The sequence below is a fragment of the Lysinibacillus fusiformis genome (assembly GCF_002845985.1).
Lineage (GTDB): Bacteria > Bacillota > Bacilli > Bacillales_A > Planococcaceae > Lysinibacillus > Lysinibacillus fusiformis_D.
The window spans coordinates 159,168-178,501 of the sequence record NZ_PDFK01000001.1; the positions used below are offsets into that span (position 1 = coordinate 159,168).

At 39.2% G+C, this 19,334-nt stretch carries 22 protein-coding genes and 1 pseudogene; all 23 read right to left on the reverse strand.

Annotation, left to right across the window (positions count from 1 at the left end; all coding sequences use genetic code 11):
• Nucleotides 1-29: 29 nt before the first annotated feature.
• The gene (locus CRI88_RS00905; RefSeq protein WP_016994411.1) at nucleotides 30-260 is read right to left on the reverse strand and encodes a hypothetical protein; all 231 of its coding nucleotides are present in this window, start codon (nucleotides 258-260) and stop codon (nucleotides 30-32) included.
• Nucleotides 261-451: 191 nt separating this feature from the next.
• A complete protein-coding gene (locus CRI88_RS00910) occupies nucleotides 452-2,077 on the reverse strand; it encodes a long-chain fatty acid--CoA ligase (protein WP_058844250.1) in 1,626 nt (541 codons plus the stop codon).
• Between the two features lie 88 nt (nucleotides 2,078-2,165).
• The gene (locus CRI88_RS00915; RefSeq protein ID WP_036123227.1) at nucleotides 2,166-2,933 is read right to left on the reverse strand and encodes a 3-hydroxyacyl-CoA dehydrogenase; all 768 of its coding nucleotides are present in this window, start codon (nucleotides 2,931-2,933) and stop codon (nucleotides 2,166-2,168) included.
• A gap of 14 nt (nucleotides 2,934-2,947) precedes the next feature.
• A complete protein-coding gene (locus CRI88_RS00920) occupies nucleotides 2,948-4,096 on the reverse strand; it encodes a thiolase family protein (RefSeq protein WP_058844249.1) in 1,149 nt (382 codons plus the stop codon).
• Nucleotides 4,097-4,338: 242 nt separating this feature from the next.
• Nucleotides 4,339-4,554, reverse strand: a pseudogene (locus CRI88_RS00925) (nucleoside-diphosphate kinase); the annotation flags it as partial.
• A 59-nt stretch (nucleotides 4,555-4,613) separates the two neighbouring features.
• Nucleotides 4,614-5,360 (reverse strand): hypothetical protein, encoded by a 747-nt coding sequence (locus CRI88_RS00930; protein WP_058844247.1) that lies wholly within the window; start codon nucleotides 5,358-5,360, stop codon nucleotides 4,614-4,616.
• Nucleotides 5,353-5,763, reverse strand: a complete 411-nt coding sequence (locus CRI88_RS00935; RefSeq protein WP_058844246.1) for a hypothetical protein — start codon at nucleotides 5,761-5,763, stop codon at nucleotides 5,353-5,355. Before CRI88_RS00935 ends, CRI88_RS00930 begins: the two co-directional genes overlap by 8 nt.
• 115 nt (nucleotides 5,764-5,878) lie before the next feature.
• The gene (gene ndk / locus CRI88_RS00940; RefSeq protein WP_004232627.1) at nucleotides 5,879-6,295 is read right to left on the reverse strand and encodes a nucleoside-diphosphate kinase; all 417 of its coding nucleotides are present in this window, start codon (nucleotides 6,293-6,295) and stop codon (nucleotides 5,879-5,881) included.
• A gap of 86 nt (nucleotides 6,296-6,381) precedes the next feature.
• On the reverse strand, nucleotides 6,382-7,356 hold the full coding sequence (gene hepT / locus CRI88_RS00945) for a heptaprenyl diphosphate synthase component II (RefSeq protein ID WP_058844245.1): 975 nt from the start codon (nucleotides 7,354-7,356) through the stop codon (nucleotides 6,382-6,384).
• A 19-nt stretch (nucleotides 7,357-7,375) separates the two neighbouring features.
• The gene (locus tag CRI88_RS00950) at nucleotides 7,376-8,080 is read right to left on the reverse strand and encodes a demethylmenaquinone methyltransferase (protein ID WP_036126763.1); all 705 of its coding nucleotides are present in this window, start codon (nucleotides 8,078-8,080) and stop codon (nucleotides 7,376-7,378) included.
• Nucleotides 8,081-8,095: 15 nt separating this feature from the next.
• A complete protein-coding gene (locus CRI88_RS00955; protein WP_101966334.1) occupies nucleotides 8,096-8,863 on the reverse strand; it encodes a heptaprenyl diphosphate synthase component 1 in 768 nt (255 codons plus the stop codon).
• A gap of 260 nt (nucleotides 8,864-9,123) precedes the next feature.
• Nucleotides 9,124-9,342 carry a trp RNA-binding attenuation protein MtrB gene (gene mtrB, locus CRI88_RS00960; protein WP_004232621.1) on the reverse strand — a complete coding sequence of 73 codons (219 nt, stop codon included), beginning with the start codon at nucleotides 9,340-9,342 and terminating at the stop codon, nucleotides 9,124-9,126.
• Between the two features lie 62 nt (nucleotides 9,343-9,404).
• Nucleotides 9,405-9,974 (reverse strand): GTP cyclohydrolase I FolE, encoded by a 570-nt coding sequence (folE, locus tag CRI88_RS00965; protein ID WP_036126769.1) that lies wholly within the window; start codon nucleotides 9,972-9,974, stop codon nucleotides 9,405-9,407.
• A gap of 220 nt (nucleotides 9,975-10,194) precedes the next feature.
• The gene (locus CRI88_RS00970) at nucleotides 10,195-10,467 is read right to left on the reverse strand and encodes an HU family DNA-binding protein (protein ID WP_004232618.1); all 273 of its coding nucleotides are present in this window, start codon (nucleotides 10,465-10,467) and stop codon (nucleotides 10,195-10,197) included.
• A 199-nt stretch (nucleotides 10,468-10,666) separates the two neighbouring features.
• The gene (gene spoIVA, locus CRI88_RS00975) at nucleotides 10,667-12,145 is read right to left on the reverse strand and encodes a stage IV sporulation protein A (protein WP_036126772.1); all 1,479 of its coding nucleotides are present in this window, start codon (nucleotides 12,143-12,145) and stop codon (nucleotides 10,667-10,669) included.
• A gap of 93 nt (nucleotides 12,146-12,238) precedes the next feature.
• Complete coding sequence (locus CRI88_RS00980) at nucleotides 12,239-13,021, reverse strand: hypothetical protein (RefSeq protein WP_058844244.1); 783 nt, start codon at nucleotides 13,019-13,021, stop codon at nucleotides 12,239-12,241.
• 24 nt (nucleotides 13,022-13,045) lie between these two features.
• Nucleotides 13,046-13,258 carry a DUF2768 domain-containing protein gene (locus CRI88_RS00985; RefSeq protein ID WP_008180416.1) on the reverse strand — a complete coding sequence of 71 codons (213 nt, stop codon included), beginning with the start codon at nucleotides 13,256-13,258 and terminating at the stop codon, nucleotides 13,046-13,048.
• A 224-nt stretch (nucleotides 13,259-13,482) separates the two neighbouring features.
• On the reverse strand, nucleotides 13,483-14,499 hold the full coding sequence (locus CRI88_RS00990) for an NAD(P)H-dependent glycerol-3-phosphate dehydrogenase (RefSeq protein WP_058844243.1): 1,017 nt from the start codon (nucleotides 14,497-14,499) through the stop codon (nucleotides 13,483-13,485).
• A gap of 108 nt (nucleotides 14,500-14,607) precedes the next feature.
• Nucleotides 14,608-15,918 (reverse strand): ribosome biogenesis GTPase Der, encoded by a 1,311-nt coding sequence (gene der / locus CRI88_RS00995; protein WP_036126778.1) that lies wholly within the window; start codon nucleotides 15,916-15,918, stop codon nucleotides 14,608-14,610.
• 390 nt (nucleotides 15,919-16,308) lie between these two features.
• Entirely contained in the window at nucleotides 16,309-16,521 is a 213-nt protein-coding gene (locus CRI88_RS01000; RefSeq protein ID WP_058844242.1) for a hypothetical protein, read from the reverse strand.
• Nucleotides 16,522-16,648: 127 nt separating this feature from the next.
• Nucleotides 16,649-17,785 carry a 30S ribosomal protein S1 gene (gene rpsA, locus CRI88_RS01005; protein WP_058844241.1) on the reverse strand — a complete coding sequence of 379 codons (1,137 nt, stop codon included), beginning with the start codon at nucleotides 17,783-17,785 and terminating at the stop codon, nucleotides 16,649-16,651.
• A 102-nt stretch (nucleotides 17,786-17,887) separates the two neighbouring features.
• Nucleotides 17,888-18,562 (reverse strand): (d)CMP kinase, encoded by a 675-nt coding sequence (gene cmk, locus CRI88_RS01010; protein ID WP_058844240.1) that lies wholly within the window; start codon nucleotides 18,560-18,562, stop codon nucleotides 17,888-17,890.
• A gap of 96 nt (nucleotides 18,563-18,658) precedes the next feature.
• Entirely contained in the window at nucleotides 18,659-19,318 is a 660-nt protein-coding gene (locus CRI88_RS01015; protein WP_058844239.1) for a flagellar brake protein, read from the reverse strand.
• Nucleotides 19,319-19,334 lie beyond the last annotated feature (16 nt).

The window sequence follows — 19,334 nt, forward strand, 5'->3', positions numbered from 1 at the left end:
CTGAAATAGTCTTTCTTGGGTAAGCCAATCTACTTGCTTGCATTTTGTTTTTCTTCTAATAGTAACACTTTCGACTGTTCTAATTCTAGGCGCATTTTTTCTGTTTCTATCGTATACGTTTCCAATCTAAGCTTTTCTAACTCTACTTCTTTCTCAACAGCCTTCAGTTTAATTTTTTGTTGTCTTGTGCGAGCGTCTGTAAAAATCCCAGCTAATGAAATAATGACGCCTCCAATAATCGCTACAATGGCAATTGACAATCCATCCACATCCTTTCGTTACTAAGATTATACGGCAAAATGGAAAAAATAGTTTCATTTTTCAGGAATTTATCTTCTTCTAATACAATATTTTTTGCATTAGTCAGTAGTTGTTCAGATGCACTGATATATAATAAATTTCGCACAAAAAATGAAGGTAGTTTTTCACTACCTTCATGCTAACCATTGTATTAAACTTGTACGCGATACGCCTTTAAATCTTCTCGTAATTTGGCCTTTAGGAATTTACCTACTGACGTTTTCGGTACCTCTTCAATGAAGACGATATCATCAGGAATCCACGTTTTATGGAATTGCTGCTGTAAACTCTCTAGTAGCTCTGCCTTGGTAATCGATTCTTTAAATTCAGGCTTCGCTACCACACATGCTAATGGTCGCTCCAACCATTTTTCATGCGGAATAGCAATAACAGCAGCCTCAAATACTTTTGGATGGGACATCAATGCATTTTCAAGCTCTACAGAAGAAATCCATTCGCCACCACTCTTAATTAAATTCTTTGTACGATCGGTAATTTTTATATAGCCATCTGCTGTCATCACCGCGATGTCGCCTGTATAGAGCCAACCATCTTTAAAGGCTTCATCTGTGCGCTCATCATGATAGTACTCATTAGCAATCCACGGACCTCGAATCGTTAGTTCTCCCATCGTTTTGCCATCCCATGGCACTTCACCATGTTCATTGACTACCCGTGTTTCAATTAGAGGCATGGTCATACCTTGCGTAATTCGAACATGCATTTTCTCATCAGCTGTGTAGTCTTGCATATGGGTTAAATAGGTGGAGAGACTTACGAGCGGTGATGTCTCGGTCATACCATAGCCTGTCATGTAAGGGATATTGAGTTCTTGTTCAAAGCCTCGAATTAGGCCAATTGGTGAGGCAGATCCCCCACAAACAATTAATCGCATCGATGATAAATCACGCGGATTTTGACGTTGCTCCTGTAAAACCCCTAGCCATATCGTAGGTACTCCTGCCGTCAACGTTACTTTATATACGTCAAATAACTCAAGTAAAAGCTGTGGTGTAAACATCGGACCTGGTAAGACCTGTGTAGCACCAAATGCGACACTGGCAAAAGGTAATCCCCATGCATTAGCATGGAACATTGGGACAACTGGTAACACTACATCCGATTCACAAATAGCAATACTATCAGCAAGGCCAGCCGTTAAACTATGCAGAACGATGCTACGATGAGTATAAACAACTCCCTTGGGCATGCCTGTCGTTGCACTTGTATAGCACATGCCAGCAGGTGTATTTTCATCTAAATCTTCTGGGAATACGAAATGTTCATTGGCCTCAGCGAGCAAAGCCTCATAAGAAAGAGCATTTGGGATGGGGATAGATTCGACTGCAACAGCATCTCCCATAATGATAAAATGTTTTACCGTTTTCAGCTGTGACAAGATTGGTGCAATAAGTGGTACTAGATTATCATCAATTAGTAATATTTCATCCTCTGCATGATTGATGACATAAGCAATGTGCTCAGGTGCTAACCGAATATTAATCATATGCAGTACTGCTCCTGCACATGGGACTGCAAAATAGGCTTCCAAATGTCGATGGTGATTCCAAGCAAATGTGCCTACCTTCATACCTCGCTCCATTCCAAGCTTGGTAAGTGCATCCGCTAATCGGCGCGTTCGTTTAACATATTCTTTATACGTAAACTCATGAATAGTTGTCGCACTTGTTCTAGAATAAATTTTCTTCGAATGAAAAAATCGTTCTGCGCGATTCAAAAAACTTGTTAATAATAAAGGTGTGTCCATCATATGCATTATACCGCGTCCCTTCATACATCAAATTTTGAAACGACCAAGACTACTAGCTGCGACAAACCACTTCAAAAATTAAATATTGTTGTTGTTACTTAGGCTGCATACGGATCGCACCATCCAGACGAATGACCTCACCATTTAACAAACCATTATGGATAATACTTTCAACTAAAAGGGCATACTCCGAAGGTTTTCCAAGCCGCTTAGGGAATGGTGTCATTTGAGCAAGAGCTGTTCTTGCAGGCTCAGGTAACGAAGCAAACATCGGTGTTTCAATTAAACCTGGCGCGATGGTCATCACACGTACACCGATCTCCGCAAGTTCTCGTGCAATTGGCAATGTCATCGCTGCCACTCCACCCTTTGACGCACTATAAGCTGCTTGTCCAATTTGACCATCAAATGCAGCCACAGACGCAGTATTAATAATAACACCTCTCTGCCCATCCTCATTCGACTCATTGTGCTGCATTTTCTCCGCGACTAGACGGATGACATTAAATGTACCAATTAAATTAACAGTGATCACTTTTTCAAATAAAGCAAGGGCATGTACGCCTCGCTTCGAAATCACTTTACTCGCATCAGCAATGCCAGCACAATTCACCGCTACATTAATCTTGCCAAATGCTGCAATGGCCTGCTCAAGACCTGTTGCCACGTCCTCCTCCTTCGTAACATCCACTCGTGCATAGATGACATTTTGCCCTAATTCCTCTACTAGAGCTTGTCCACGTTCATCATTGACATCAAAAACAACCGCTTTGCCACCTCGTTCAACAAGGTGACGGACAGTTGCCTCCCCTAAACCTGAAGCACCACCCGTTACTACCGCTACCACTTCATGATGTTTCATCAAACATATCCCCCTTACATTTTTTCGATGATCGTGGCATTTGCCATCCCCATTCCCTCACAGATTGCCAGTAAGCCGTAACGATAATTTTCTCGCTCCATGCGATATAACATAGTCGTTAACAATTTTGTACCAGTTGCCCCTAATGGATGCCCTAATGCAATCGCTCCCCCATCAGGATTGAGCTTCTTCGGATCTCCACCCATGTCCTGTAGCCATGCGAGCGGTACTGGTGCAAAGGCTTCATTTACCTCATATGTGTCGATATCCTCTATGTTGAGACCTGATCGTTCTAGCGCTTTTCTCGTAGCTTCGATTGGCCCTGTTAACATTAATGTTGGATCAGAGCCTACGACCACTCTTGTCACAATTTTAGCAAGTGGCTGAATACCAAGTTCCTGGGCTTTATCCAAGGACATCACCACTACCGCTGATGCCCCATCACTCATCTGACTTGCATTGCCAGCAGTAATAACGCCATCCTCTTGAAAAACAGTTTTTAGCCCATTTAAAATATCGACGGTTGTTTCTGCACGAGGACCTTCATCAACAGTAAATGTTGTCACTGATCCATCCTCCTGTGGAACTCGAATAGGTAGTATTTCATCTTTGAAATGACCTGCTTCAATGGCTGCGATTGCTCGTTGATGGCTTTGATAAGCATAGCTATTGAGCTGTTCTTTTGATAAAGACCATTGTGAGGCGATTTTCTCCGCTGATAATCCTTGATGGATAATATCATAATTCTCCTGTAAGCGTTTGCCAGCATGTGCATTTTGCATATTTGACCCCATCTGTACCCTTGACATACTTTCCACGCCACCTGCAATGACAATATCCATATCCCCCGCTAGAATGGCCTGTGCTGCAAAATGGACGGCCTGTTGGCTAGAGCCACATTGACGATCAATGGTTACCCCTGGCACACTATCTGGAAAGCCAGCCATCAATAAAGCTGTCCGTGCAATATTTCCCCCTTGTTCAGCTGTTTGCGTTACACAGCCTAATATGACATCATCCACTTGTTCCTTGCCAATCCCTGCTCGCCTTACAGCCTCCTGTAACACATCTGCCGCTAAATCATCCGCTCGAACTTGACTTAATGCTCCCTTACTACGCCCTACAGCAGTTCGCACAGCTGCTACGATTACCACTTCTCTCATATCCATAACCCCTTTTCCTTGTCATCCCTCACAGTTTATTGACAGGCCTATCAATCTATTCCTAACTTAATTATCAGAATATTACATCTTTAATTGTACAGGAGGACAAAGCTTTTAACAATTCTATATCTATCTAGAAATAGATAATTCCCCTATTGCCATACTATCTATCCTTACTTTTTAGGCAATAAAAAAAGCAATCCCAAGTAAATTGAGACTGCCTAATCTATTCTATTCACAAATTAAACTAAATCTTCACCGAAGAATAAGCCGATTTCGCGCTCTGCAGAAGCAAGAGAGTCAGAACCGTGGATGATGTTGTGAGAAACAGTTGTTGCGTAGTCACCACGGATTGTACCTGGGTTACTACCAAGAAAATTGACGATAACTATCGCCTCTGAAATCACTAATATCATGGGTTCTCTGAAATAAACGAAAAAAACTAAATTAGAACTAAGTTTTTTACCTTCTATTTTCGATTATAAATGAAGTAGATAAGGAAGGTTGTTACACCTTCTTAGTAACTTGTTGAAATTGACGTTAATATTCCATCCTCAATATATAAATACTGATGGTTTGGATAAACCCACTGCTCACTTACACCATTTATATTCTCAGTTTTATTGATTTTTGTTGGTCTACCCCACGTAGTTTTATCTATTATATCCTGCTTAGTCATTCCAATAATTGGTTCACCCATATAAATACCATTTGCTTTATTATATATTTCCATCCATTTTTCTCTACTCATATGCCTGTACACTATTTCTATAATTGTATCTGCCATCATTCCATTATAATAATCAGGATGTACTAAACTAGCAACATCTTGTATTTCCCTTTGATCTCCACTAGATAATAGAGGTGTAAAAGATTCACCTACCGATTCTTTTGCTGCATTCCATGTAGTTATTCTCATTTTTGCAAAAGTAAGTAATATATTAAATTCTTCATCCTCTGTATCAACCCCTTGCGAAAGTTTATATGCTTCAATAAATCCTTCATAAGAGTCTGATGAATGCGCACTAGAAATTTTGTTTTTGATTTCTCTTATTAATTCAGTATCCTCCTCTACTACTTCGTTATTAATTTCAGCATCTTCTAAGTTTTCCTCAAATTCCTCATACTCTAATTCTTTACCCTTACTTACATTAGATTCATCATTCGCACTGTCAATCTGATATTCGTTATAAACAAAATATCCAATGACACCTATAGTGACTAATAAAACACAAATAAGTATTGATGCAATTTTGTTATTCATGTGATTTACCCCTTCTTTTTATATGTATTAACAATATTCTACCAAAAGTCGTCATGGAAAAGAAACGCAAATAAAAAAAGAAGGAATTCCCATATTGATAAATTTTTTCATTGTTGATTTCATGGAGAAATTCAACTTTAGTAACTTCAACAAATCGCTTAAAATTATAGTTGTAACTATCAATTGTCCTTGGTCTTAATCCGTTTAGTCGCCATTGTTGATTTAAAATTTGTATGGCATGTTTAATGGTTATATTTCTGTTGTCCAATTCATCAAACGTATCCATTTTAACTATTGAGTTATTGATTTCTGTCACCATTTCTTTCTTTGGTTCTTTTTCAGTTTTGATAGTCAATAAACTTAAATCAATGTTTGTGTTAACTTTATTGAATGATTTTGACAAATAAAAAACCCCCTAACATTTTTTGTTAGAAGGTAAAAGTTACATCGGAAAAATAGATGATTTTTTTATTGAGTTCTATTCGTAGTTATTTTCGCTACGCTTAATCTATTCGAAATTAAACTAAATCTTCACCGAAGAATAAGCCGATTTCGCGCTCTGCAGAAGCAAGAGAGTCAGAACCGTGGATGATGTTGTGAGAAACAGTTGTTGCGTAGTCACCACGGATTGTACCTGGGTTAGATTCTTCAGGTTTAGTTGCACCCATCATTGTACGAGCAAGCTTGATTACGTTCTCGCCTTCCCATACCATAGCGAATACAGGACCAGAAGTGATGAAATCAACTAATTCACCAAAGAATGGACGCTCAGCATGCTCAGCATAGTGCTTTTCTGCTAATTCTTTAGGAATTACCATTAATTTAGCACCTTTCATTACAAAACCGCGACGTTCGAAACGGTCAACGATGTCTCCAATTACTTGACGTTCAACGCCGTCAGGCTTAACCATTAAAAAAGTTTGTTCAATTGCCATGTTTAAAACACTCCTTAAATTCGTCTAACAGGTTTTACACCTACCGATAAATATTAACAAAAAATGAGCCTTTATACAACAAAAAGCTAGAATTTGCGCTTACCCATGAACAATGCTACATCACGCAGTTTTTTCTTTACGGGATGTTTTGGTAAAGCATCAATTTCCTGTAAGGCCTTTTTCAAATATTTATCACTCATACGATTAGCTTGCTCAATTGCATGAGATTTACGCACATATTGCAACATATTTTGACGTTCCGTTTCTGTTAATGTGCCTGCAAATACTTTGACTAAGTATGGCTGCATCTCTGGCTCATCTTTCAGCAATAGAATCGGTAATGTAATATTGCCCTGCAATAAATCACTACCTGCCGGCTTCCCTAGCTCCTTATCTGTTGCCATGATATCTAACACATCATCGATAATTTGGAAGCTCATGCCTACAAAGTAGCCGAAGCGTTTTAAATGTCGCACTGTTTTAGCATCAACACCTGCCGCTACAGCCCCTAGCTCACAGCTTGAGGAAATAAGTAATGCTGTTTTGCGTTTGATTCTTCTAAAATAATCTTTCAAGCCTTGATCTAATCTAAATTTATCTTCAATTTGAATGACTTCACCGTTACAAATCTCTACCATGGTACGGGCTAAAATTTGATGAACAAGCGGGTCTTCCAGCTTTGTAATATATTCTAGTGCACGTGCAAAAATAAAATCGCCCGTGTACATTGCTACTCTGTTATTCCATTGTGATTTGACAGTCGGGCGTCCTCTTCGCATATTGGAATCATCAATGACATCATCATGCACAAGTGATGCCATATGAATGAGTTCTAAAGGCACTGCTACATCCTTCATCTTCTCAATGTCATAATCGCCAAATTTTGCACCTAGTAACACAAAAATTGGTCGTATCCGTTTGCCACCAGCTTGTAATAAATGGAGAGAAGCATCGTTGATCAAATATGAAGACGAGTCCACCGCTTTTTCTAACTCTCGTTCAATGATATCGATATCTGATTTCAAATCGGAATAGAGTAGTTTTAACTTCATCTTTTCCACGTGTGAAAACCTTCCCCCATTAACGTACCTTTTTAAAGCCCATATGCATTGCCGCAGCCCCGCCACTGTATGCTTTGTACGTTACTTTTTCTAATCCTGCCTGCTCAAACAATGCCGCTAACTTCTTCATACCTGGGAAATCATTCGCAGATTCCTGAAGCCAAGAATATTCCTTATAGCTTTTCGCAAATATTTTACCAAATATCGGCATTATATATTTAAAATAAAAACGGAACAGTTGACGATAACCAGGAATTTCAGATTGAGATGTTTCTAAACATACCACCATACCACCTGGTTTTACGACACGATGCATTTCCTTCAAGACTTGTAAATAATCAGGTACATTGCGAAGACCAAAGCCAATCGTCACATAATCAAACGTATCATCTGGAAAAGGTAACTCCATTGCGTTTCCATGAATTAGTTCTATTTGCGGGTATGACTGCACCTTTTGTTCGCCAACTTTCAGCATGTTTTGACTAAAGTCGAGACCTTTAACTTCTCCACTTTCACCTACTGCTTCTGCCAAAGCGATTGTCCAGTCTGCCGTGCCACAGCATACATCCAGCGCTTTTGTTCCAGGTTTTACAGCCATATGCTTCATCGTATCGTTACGCCAGCCAACATGCATCTGGAAACTAATTACACCATTCATTTTGTCGTAGTTGTCCGAAATACTCTCAAATACTTCGTGAACGTGTTCTTCTTTCGTTTTAGCCATTTTGAAAAACCTCTCTTATCCGTTAGTAGAAGCAATGGATGCCTCTACGTGTGCATGTAAAGCTTGTTTGATATCACTTTGTAAAAAAGTTGAATGATTGATGATCTGTGATAGCTCTGTTTTTAAATGCACAATTTTTTCCTGGATGACGCTATTAAAGGTTGCGCCATTTTGTCTGACACTTGCTTCAAGTGCCTTACCCATTAAAGACATTTGCCCACGCTGATAAGCCGCCCATTCTCTTTCTAAACGCAAGATTAATAAGCTTTTTTCTATAAGCGGTATATAGTCACTGAAAGAATAAAGACCGAAAAATTGAGCAATTAATCCCGCTTCAATATTACACAACGACGCATACCAATGCTCGATTGTTCGTTGCTCTGCTTCATACACTTTAATCTGGTGTTCACAACGAGCCACTATACCTTGTGACAAATTTCGGATCAATGCGACATTTCCTGACATCGCTAATATTTCATAATAACGACCACTATAAAAATCTCCAGCTAAAACGGTAAGCTGCTGTTCTTTTGATGTTGCATCTATTTCTTTTATATGATCGTGAGCCGCTAATGCTGCATATACAATGCCAACAGTAATTGCAGCCTCTTGTTGCTCTTGTTGCCACTCTTCACCATTCAAAAAAGGGATTAACAAATAAAACAATTGATTTTCATCTATCACAGGAACTCCTGTGTATTTTTGCAAAGTTCTATGACGAACATCCATGAAAATCTCTGTTTTTAACTGTGCAATTGAATTTTGAATGTATGTTGCATTCATAGACCTTACTCCATTTCACTTTCAGATACGCTAGTCCTATCTAAGACTTAACGCTTGCTTACTGAGTCATTATAGCATATGCAACGATGTGGAATAAAAAAAATTTGCTTTCTTCATAGGACAGGCAGTAAAGCATTCCCATTATTTGATGCGGGAATACTAACTGCCCAGAAACCTCTTACTCAGTTTTTCACAATGATTGTTTTTCTATGTGCCTGTCATACTTAAAACAGGGCAAAACCTATCGAAAGAACTCTTTATTATTTTTTTGCTTCGCTATTGATCACACCATGTGCTGTATGAATTTGTGCTTTACCACGTATTTTCATGGCAGATGTGTGTTCTGTAAATTGAGCAATCATTACTTCGCCGGCATCTAGCTTTTCTGAATGATGGAATTTAGTATCTGTTCCACGAGTTAAACCAATGACATGGACACCATCTTCTTCTGCTTGAATAACAATATAATCTTGTGACATCTTTGTACACTCCTTAAATCCGACAAATTCTTAGTACATCATAACATAATTAGACATGCAATTTAAGACATTTGAATAAATGACAGTACTTCTCTTCGTTTCACTTCATCTTCTTCGTAAATACCACGAGCAACAGATGTTACCGTTTTGGAACCCGGTTTTTTTAGTCCTCGCATTGTCATGCACATATGCTCAGCCTCAATGACCACATAAACGCCTTTTGGTGCAAGCATCTCCATAATTGTTTCCGCTACTGAAGAGGTAATACGCTCTTGCAATTGCGGTCTGCGGGCAATCGTTTCCACTGCTCGTCCAAGTTTACTAAGTCCAGCTACAACGCCATCATTTGGTATGTATGCGACATGTGCTTTGCCATAGAAAGGTACTAGATGATGCTCACACATCGAATAAAAAGGAATATCTTTGACAAGCACTAATTCTTCATGATCCTCATGAAACACCGTTTTAAAATAATCTTTTGCATCCTCATGCAAGCCGCTAAACATCTCAGCATACATTTTTGCTACACGTTTTGGTGTATCCAATAAACCTTCGCGATTTACGTCTTCACCTACCGCCTCTAAAATCATTTTTACTGCTTCTTCTATTTTTAATAAATCAATATTCGACATCCGAAAAACCCTCCTGCGTATCAAAACATTACACATTTCCCTATGCATCGTAGCACATCCAAAAGGGAAGCGCAAAATGACTTACCTGATTCATTAGAAATTCATTTCTAGCTCAGCAAATTCCCGTATTAATGTTATGTAAAATGAATTTTAACGTTAAAAAGAGCAGCCTTCATGTTCGTTAACATGAAGACTGCTCTATGTAACTACTAGACGTGTATTATTTTACCGCGTCTTTAAGCGCTTTACCTGGTTTGAAAGCAGGCACCTTGCTAGCAGCGATTTCGATTTCTTTACCAGTTTGTGGGTTACGACCTTTACGAGCCGCACGTTCACGTACTTCAAAGTTACCAAAACCAATTAATTGTACTTTGTCACCCTTTGCAAGAGCATCTTGAATTGTATCAAATACAGCTTCAACTGCTTTAGAAGCGTCTTTTTTAGAAAGACCTGCAGCTTCAGCAACAGAGTTTACTAATTCTGTTTTATTCACACCATTCACCTCCTCTCAAAGGGTCATGAACCAATTCTGTAAAAAGAGTAACACATAGAAAACCGCTACGCAACTGTATTCATACATGATTATAACCAAAAAATCAGTTTTTCACCCAAAAAACAAAAATAAAAGGACTTTTCGCATAAAAACGAAAAGCCCTTCACCTATTTTTCGTACTTTTTTTTGATTTTTATCACTATAAAATAAATGTCACTAAACCTCGATCACCTTCGTTGACCATACGTTCAATCGTTTGACGCATACGTTTTTTAGCAGTAGATGGAACTGCATCCATTTTATAGCGTATTCCTTCTTTTAATACTTCGTGTAGTGGCGTTCCAAAAAGCTGTGTATTCCATAATGCATCACGATCATGTAAATAAGCATGATTTAAATCTTTTAGCAGTTGCTGACTATGGAATTCCGAACCGATTAACGGTGCAAACTCAGATTCCATATCTACACGGATAATATGGTAAGATGGCGCCTTTGCTTTCATTCGTACACCAAAGAAATTATTTTGCTTAATGAGCTCTGGTGCTGTTGGCTCAAATTCTTGCATCATCGGCAATGTCACACCATAACCTGACGTATCAGCATCATGAATCGCACTTTTGAAGCGTTTTTGGGCTTCTTTTGCCTCTGCCGCCTCTTTAATAAAGAGCAGCCAATCCTTTTTCGTTTCAATCGGCTCTTCTAGCCATTCATTACAAACCGATTTGTACAATTCGCCCTGTAGGGATACACGAATTACCGCCGTTCCCACACCAGCATCTACATGAACGACTTCACTTTGATCGATAAAATCAATGGCTTTAAAGGCATCTGACGCCTGTTGCACATCCCGAATTTTCATTACAGAAGAGAGTACTTCCTCCATGGAATCAATCAAGGCAACATTTAATGGGTGTGTAGCATCTAAAACGTCCAGCCAATCTGGTTTTTCCACCTCAATTGTACGGATAGGAAACTCAAATAACGCCTCTTGTAAAATATATTGAATATCCGTTTCCCTCATTTGGTCAATCGCCATGGCAATAACAGGCACATTGTAACGTTCAAACAATTCATTGCGAAGCTGAACCGTTTCCTCTCTCGCTGGCATTTGGCAATTCAGAAGGATGACAAAAGGCTTGCCGATTTCTTTTAACTGTTCAACAATTTCCTCTTCTGCCTTCTCTGCGGCACGGCGACTGATTCCGTTAACGGTACCATCAGTCGTAACAACAATACCGATATTCGCATGGTCACGAATCACCTTATCTGTGCCAATTTTAGCGGCTTCCTGAAATGGAATTGGCTCTGTATGCCAAGGCGTATGAACATATTTAGGACCGTTTTCATCTTCATAGCCCTTTGTCCCATCAATAATATAACCAACACAATCTGCTAAACGAATTTGGAATGGCATCTCATCTTCGCCGACCACAATACGGGTTGCTTGAGCAGGCACAAACTTCGGCTCAGCAGTCATAATGACAGGCCCCGGAGAACTTTGTGGCAACTCATCTTGTGCTCGCATTCTTTCTGTTTCATCCACAATATTTGGTAACACGACTGATTCCATTACCTTTTTTACAAATGTTGATTTACCTACACGTACTGGACCGACAACACCAATATAAACATCGCCATTTGTGCGCTCTGCAATTTCTCTAAATACTGCTTCACTCAAGGTTTCTGCCTCCTTTATCTACGCTTTTTCACTATATGCAAGCTTGTAGACAAATATGAAAAAGCCCCTCACAAATGTAAGGAGCTTTGTTTCTTATTCTTCTTTTTTCTCAGCGGCTTCTGCCTCTTGTTTTTGTCGTTCTTTCGCCTTTTGGACATCTACACTATACGTTTCCATATCATAAATTGGCTCACCATTATCATCCACTGTATAGGGAACAGAATAAGCAGGCACTACAGGATATTTGTCGACAAGTAACTGACGAATATCATCACCAGGTTTGACATCAGGCTTGTCTTCTTTTAAAAGTTGTCCTAAATCCACAGAATAATCCACATGCAATTCACCGTCACCTGTCATAAAGAGCGGTAATTCGACGCCAGAATAAGGACTTTTCACTGTCACATCTGTTTTATAGCCCAAATCTTTATAATTAATTTGATAAACATTATCGGACATTGAACCTTTGATTGGCAAATACTGTGTAGATAGTTTACGAATACCTATTTCACGTATACGCTCAGCCGCATTTAAATCTACTAATTTGACCGTCGCTTGATCTTCAGGATCCCAAATAATATATTGATATATACCGCCTTTTTCATAGGCATTACCAGGAATTGTCGTCAAATACTTCGGCATAAGCTTTTCAAAGTCGATTAAGTATTTGATATAAATGTCTGTATCAAGTTCACTATTTTTAATTGGTACTAGCCCACCAGTTGCTTCGCGGTATTCATTCACGGCACGTTGAACTGCAGCTAGCTGGTCGACATCAGGCGTGACCTTTGCCCTTTTTTCGTCTTCTGGGTACGCACACCCTACTAACAGTATGGCAGTTGCAAATACCAACAGAAAAGCACTTAGTTTTTTCATGTTACTGAACACCTCATTAATTTTTTATGCTGGCCATGTGGCAACTATTAGTACCATTAAAAATGTGCCAAGTCCAAACAGTATGTATGCACATAAATTTACGATTGTTCGTAAAAATACATTTGAAATCTTATTCCGAGCTAAATAAATTAAGCCGACTGATATTATCATAAAGCCTATACAATAAAACGACACCCACATTACATCCAGTGCAGGCATATGAGCTAACGGGCCCATTTCAAATAACCACCTTTCGTTCAATGTCAAGAAACAATCAAAGTATATTATACTATGTGCCTTCGCTAAAAAGAAATAGTTGTCCCATAACTATCAAGAAATGGACAACTCTTTTACAGTGCTTGCACTATTCAACTAATAGCACACAATAAGGCGTCTCAACAGATTCGTTGAGACACCTTATTTATGTCCGTTTTATGACAGATTTAATCAAAAAATTAATATTAATGCTTCATATCATCTATTTCTCGTTTTTTCATACGCATCATTAATGCGTCAACCGCCACTTTCGGTTCAACATCATTAAATAGAACACTATAAAGCTCTGTGGAAATCGGCATAGCCACACCATACTTTTCTGCTAATTGATAGGCTGCCTTTGTGGTACGTACACCTTCTACAACCATGCCCATTTGATCTAACACTTCTTGTAGCTTCATCCCTTGCCCTAGCATATTCCCAGCTCGCCAGTTTCGGGAGTGAACGCTTGTACAGGTTACAATTAAATCTCCCATGCCTGTAAGCCCTGAGAAGGTAAATGGATTACCGCCCATTTTTACACCTAAACGTGTAATCTCCGCAAGTCCTCGTGTAATAAGTGCTGCTTTCGCGTTATCACCATAATTCAAGCCATCTGTAATACCTGCAGCTAATGCAATGACATTTTTCAGTGCCCCACCAATTTCTACACCGATCACATCATCGTTTGTGTAAACACGGAAAAATTGATTCATAAATAAATCCTGAACTTTTTCAGCAGCGTCTATGTTAGCACAAGCAGCAGTAACCGTTGTCGGGTGGTGCAGCACAACTTCCTCGGCATGACTTGGTCCGGAAAGAACGACAATTTCTTCCACATTTTCAGCTGGCAAACTTTCCGCTAAAATTTCAGAAATTCGTTTTAATGAATCTGGCTCAATCCCTTTAGAAACATGGACAAATAACACTTTTCTAGCTAGTTTAGCCGTTAATTTCTCACAAACTTCTCGAATAGCTTTCGTAGGAACAGCCACAACAATAGTCTCTGCATGCGTAGCTGCCATTGCTATATCACTCGTCGCATGTAAATTTGCAGGCAGAACGGTCTCTGGTAAATATTTTTTATTCGTATGCAGATGGTTGATTTCTTCTGCCTGATTAGCTCTATGTGTCCATACAAGCGTATCATGTCCATTTTCCGCTAGTACCATCGCCAGTGCAGTACCCCATGAGCCTGCCCCTAACACACAAACTTTTTCCATAAAAAATCCTCCCTTTGTTGGGTTGTCTATAATAATTTCTGTTCTTGTAAAAAGACGCCACCCAACAAATATGTCGGGTTGGCGTATTGTATGTGTATAGCTAGTACCTTAAGCACGAGCACGTGTAATTAAACGAATTGGCGTTCCTTCAAAGTCAAATGTTTCACGAATTCGATTTTCTAAGAAACGTTCGTATGAGAAATGCATCAGCTCAGGCTCATTCACGAACACAACAAATGTCGGTGGCTTAATCGCAACCTGAGTAGCATAGTAAATACGTAAACGACGACCTTTATCCGTCGGCGCGGGATTACGTGCCACGGAATCCTCAATCACTTCATTTAAGATAGAAGATTGAATACGCATCGCATGATTTTCACTTACACGTTGAATAATCGGTAAAATTTGATGCACACGCTGCTTTGTATTAGCCGATACAAAAATAATCGGGGCATAATCTAAAAATAGGAAATGCTCACGAATTTGCTGTGTAAAGACATTCATCGTTTTTTCGTCTTTTTCAATGGCATCCCATTTATTCACTACGATCACAACAGCTTTTCCAGCCTCATGTGCATAGCCTGCAATTTTTTTATCCTGCTCCTGAATACCCTCTTCTGCATTCATTACCACTAAAACAACGTCTGAGCGTTCAATGGCACGTAGCGCACGTAAAACCGAGTATTTCTCAGTGGTTTCATAGATTTTCCCTTTTTTACGCATGCCGGCTGTATCAATAATGACATATTCCTGATCGTCATACTCATATGGCGTATCAATAGCATCACGTGTTGTCCCCGCAATATTACTAACGATAACGCGTTCTTGCCCTAAGAAAGCATTTACTAATGAAGATTTCCCAACATTCGGACGACCAATTAAAGAGAATTTAATCACATCATCTCCATATTGTTCTTCATCTTCTTTCGGGAAATGCTTTGCACATTCGTCTAATAAATCCCCTAAACCTAAGCCATGCGAACCAGAAATCGGCCAAGGCTCTCCGAAGCCAAGTGCATAAAAATCATAAATCATTTCACGCATATCAGGATTATCAATTTTATTGACTGCTAATACGACTGGTTTTTTTGTTTTGTATAAAATTTTAGCAACTTGCTCATCTGCTGCCGTTACCCCTTCACGACCATTAGTCATAAAAATAATAACGTCCGCTTCATCAATGGCGATTTCAGCTTGTTGACGAATTTGCTCTAAAAACGGCTCGTCTCCAATTTCAATCCCACCTGTATCAATAATATTAAAATCGTGTGTTAACCACTCTGCCGAACTATAAATACGATCACGCGTTACGCCTGGGATATCCTCCACAATCGAAACACGCTCTCCAACGATACGATTAAAAATCGTCGACTTACCTACGTTCGGACGACCTACGATGGCTACTACTGGTTTCGTCATCTGTACTTCATCCTTCCAACTTCTTGTCTTTCGCTATTATACACGAAAAATGCCATTATATCATATCATATCCATAATGTAGAACGCTATGTATGGCAATAACGAGACGTTTGATGAATTTTATTTGATTCTATCCTCTGATTTTTGAGTTTTATCTTGCGATTTGAAGATTCTATCCTACGCTTTAAGCATTAGCCTTTGATTCGAGGGTTCTATCCATCGCTTTTTCTGTTCTATCCTTCGATTTAAGGATTCTATCCATCGCTTTATGTGCTAGCCCTCGATTCGAGGGTTCTATCCATCGCTTTTTCTGTTCTATCCTTCCATTTAAAGATTCTATCCACCTCTTTATAAGTTCTATCCTTCTATCTGAAGTTTTTATCCACCACTTTATGTGCTAGCCTTTGATTCGAGGGTTCTATCCACCGCTTTTTCTGTTCTATCCTTCCATTTAAAGATTCTATCCAACACTTTTTCTGTTCTATCCTTCCATTTGAAGTTTTTATCCGCCTCTTTATGAGTTAGCCTTCGATTTGAGGGTTCTATCCACTGCTTTTTCAATTCTATCCCTCGATCTGAAAGTTCTATCCAACGCTTTTTCAATTCTATCCCTCAATCTAAGAATTCTTTCCACCGCTTTCAAAATACTATCCCGCAACCTGAAGATTCTATCTGCATCGTCAACATAAAAAAGCGAGGATACCTTTATGCATCCTCGCTCCATACATTATTATTTAAAGTTTTTTAGTTGATCGCCAATCACATCGCCAAATGAGAAACCTGTGTTTTCTTCAGGTAATTCATAGTCGATCACTTCTTCTGCTTCGGGATTTTCTAGTAATTCTTTAATGCTTAGCGCTAAGCGGCCTTCTTCAGCATTGACATCAAGCACTTTTACTTGTACTTCTTGTCCCTCTTTTAACGCTTCATGTGGCGTGTTAATATGCTTATGTGCGATTTGTGAAATATGCACTAAGCCTTCCACACCTGGGAATACTTCCACAAATGCACCAAATGAAGTAAGACGCTTCACTCGACCATCTAAAATAGTGCCTTTCGCTGCACGTTCTTCGATACTTGACCAAGGTCCTGGCATCGTTTCTTTGATGGATAATGAAATACGTTCATTTTCTGGGTCCACTGACAGAACTTTTACTTTGACGTCTTGTCCTTCAGCTAAAACCTCGCTCACATCATTCACATGCTCATGTGACACTTGTGAAATGTGTACAAGGCCATCAATACCGCCAAGGTCGATAAATGCGCCAAATGATGCTAAACGCTGTACTTTACCATCTAATACCTCGCCAGCTTTAATTTGATTGATGACATTTTTCTTTTGAGAAGCTTTTTCCGCTTCTACTACTGCACGGTGTGATAAGATAAGGCGATTTTTGTCCTTATCCAGCTCAACAATTTTGAAGCTTAATGTTTTGCCTTTATAGCCTTCAAAATCATCAACAAAGTAGTCTTCTACAAGGGATGCTGGTACAAAGCCACGTACACCTAAATCTACGACAAGACCACCTTTAACAATATCCTTTACTTCCGCTTCGAAAATTTCCTCTGCGGCAAATTGCTGCTCAAGTGTATCCCATGCTTTTAAAGCATCAACTTTACGTTTTGATAAGACAAAGTTCTCTTCTTCAACCTTTGTAATCATCAACTCTAATTCATCCCCTACAGAGATGACATCAGAAGCTTTCTCAATGTGTAAGCTTGATAATTCACTAATCGGTACAATTCCATCAAACGGTGCACCTGGAATTGACACAGATACTGCCTTTTCATCAACTTGCGCTGCAATACCTTTGACGATATCACCTTCGTTAAACGTTTGTTCTGCATAGTTCATTTCTTCAGACATATGTAACCCTCCTTCGCATCTTCCCTTACTATTTTATTCGATATTGAAGACAAAGACAAAAATAAATCCTTTAAATTCTAAAAATGTCTGAAATTTTAGGATTTATAGCATTTTTTCTTCTGCTAATTTTAAAATAGCTTGTGCTGCATCATCAATGGATAATGCTGTCGTATCTAAAAATAGGGCATCTTCCGCTTGAATCAGTGGCGATGCTTCACGCTCACTATCTTTTTTATCACGGAGCGCAATTTCTTCTTGAAGTTTTTCAAGAGAGGAGTCAATTCCTCTTTTTTGATTATCAATTAATCGACGTCTAGCACGTTCTTCTACTGTTGCAGACATAAAAATCTTAAGCTCTGCATGTTTTAATACATGTGTCGCAATATCACGACCATCCATGACAACTCCACCACTAGCTGCCAGCTTTTGCTGTTGCGCAACCAATAGCTCACGAACTTTCGCATGGGCAGCAACTTGAGAAACGGATGAAGTGACTTCATTTGAGCGTATTTCCGCTGTCACATCGTGACCATCTAAAAAGACTAGCTGTCCCTGTTGGGATGGTTTCAATTCGATTGTGCTAGCCGCTAGCATCTCTGCTAATTTTGCTTCATCATTTAAATGTATGTTTTGTTGCATCGCTTTATACGTAACTGCTCGATACATTGCACCTGTGTCAATATAAGTAAATCCAAGTGCTTCTGCAACAATTTTCGCGATTGTACTTTTACCAGCACCAGCCGGTCCGTCTATCGCAATTTGAATGTTTTTTTTCATATTCTTCCCTACTTTCTATCGCTTTTTATTGTACCATATAACCTAAAAAAAGCCCTCTGCTAGGAGAGGGCTAAATAAAAATATTCATCATGAACATTAAACATTAAATGGATTCAATTCCTTACGACGATTGACTAATTGACGCTCAAAGCAAAAACGCACAATATGCTGTTGGTCGACGTCATCTGTATCCGTTAGCTGGATTGTCGCAATGCGTTTACCCTCTTTTTCAAAAATGCGCACGACGGTAGCTTCTGTAATAACGTATTTGACTTCTCCATTAGTAAACGGCAATGCAATCGTTAATTTTACCTCATCATCATCTTTGAAAGCTACTGTTCCCTTCAAGATGATTGCCAAGCCTCCTGCGCTAATGTCTGCTGACACAAGTTGATATTTATGATCCTTGAATTGGACCGCTACATCCACTGGTGTTTCCACTCGGACATATTCTCGTCGTTGAATTTTTATAAATTCCTCCGGCTTTGGACAATGCAACATAATCATCGGTATATTACCTGCTTTACGACCAATGACCTCTGTTTTAAAAGCAAAGGAATGTTTATCTTCGGTTCGAAAAGTCGCTCTAAATTCTGAGCCATCTATTAAAAACGCCGTTTTCTTCGTTGCCGTATTAACTGGATAGTCGATATAAAGAATATTGTCTTGCTGCTCTACCACTTTACATTGGAATTTCTCCACACGCTCAGTATAAGTAGGTTCAAGTTGTAATTGTGTACCAATTTTTATTTCCATGAGCATCTCCCCGTAC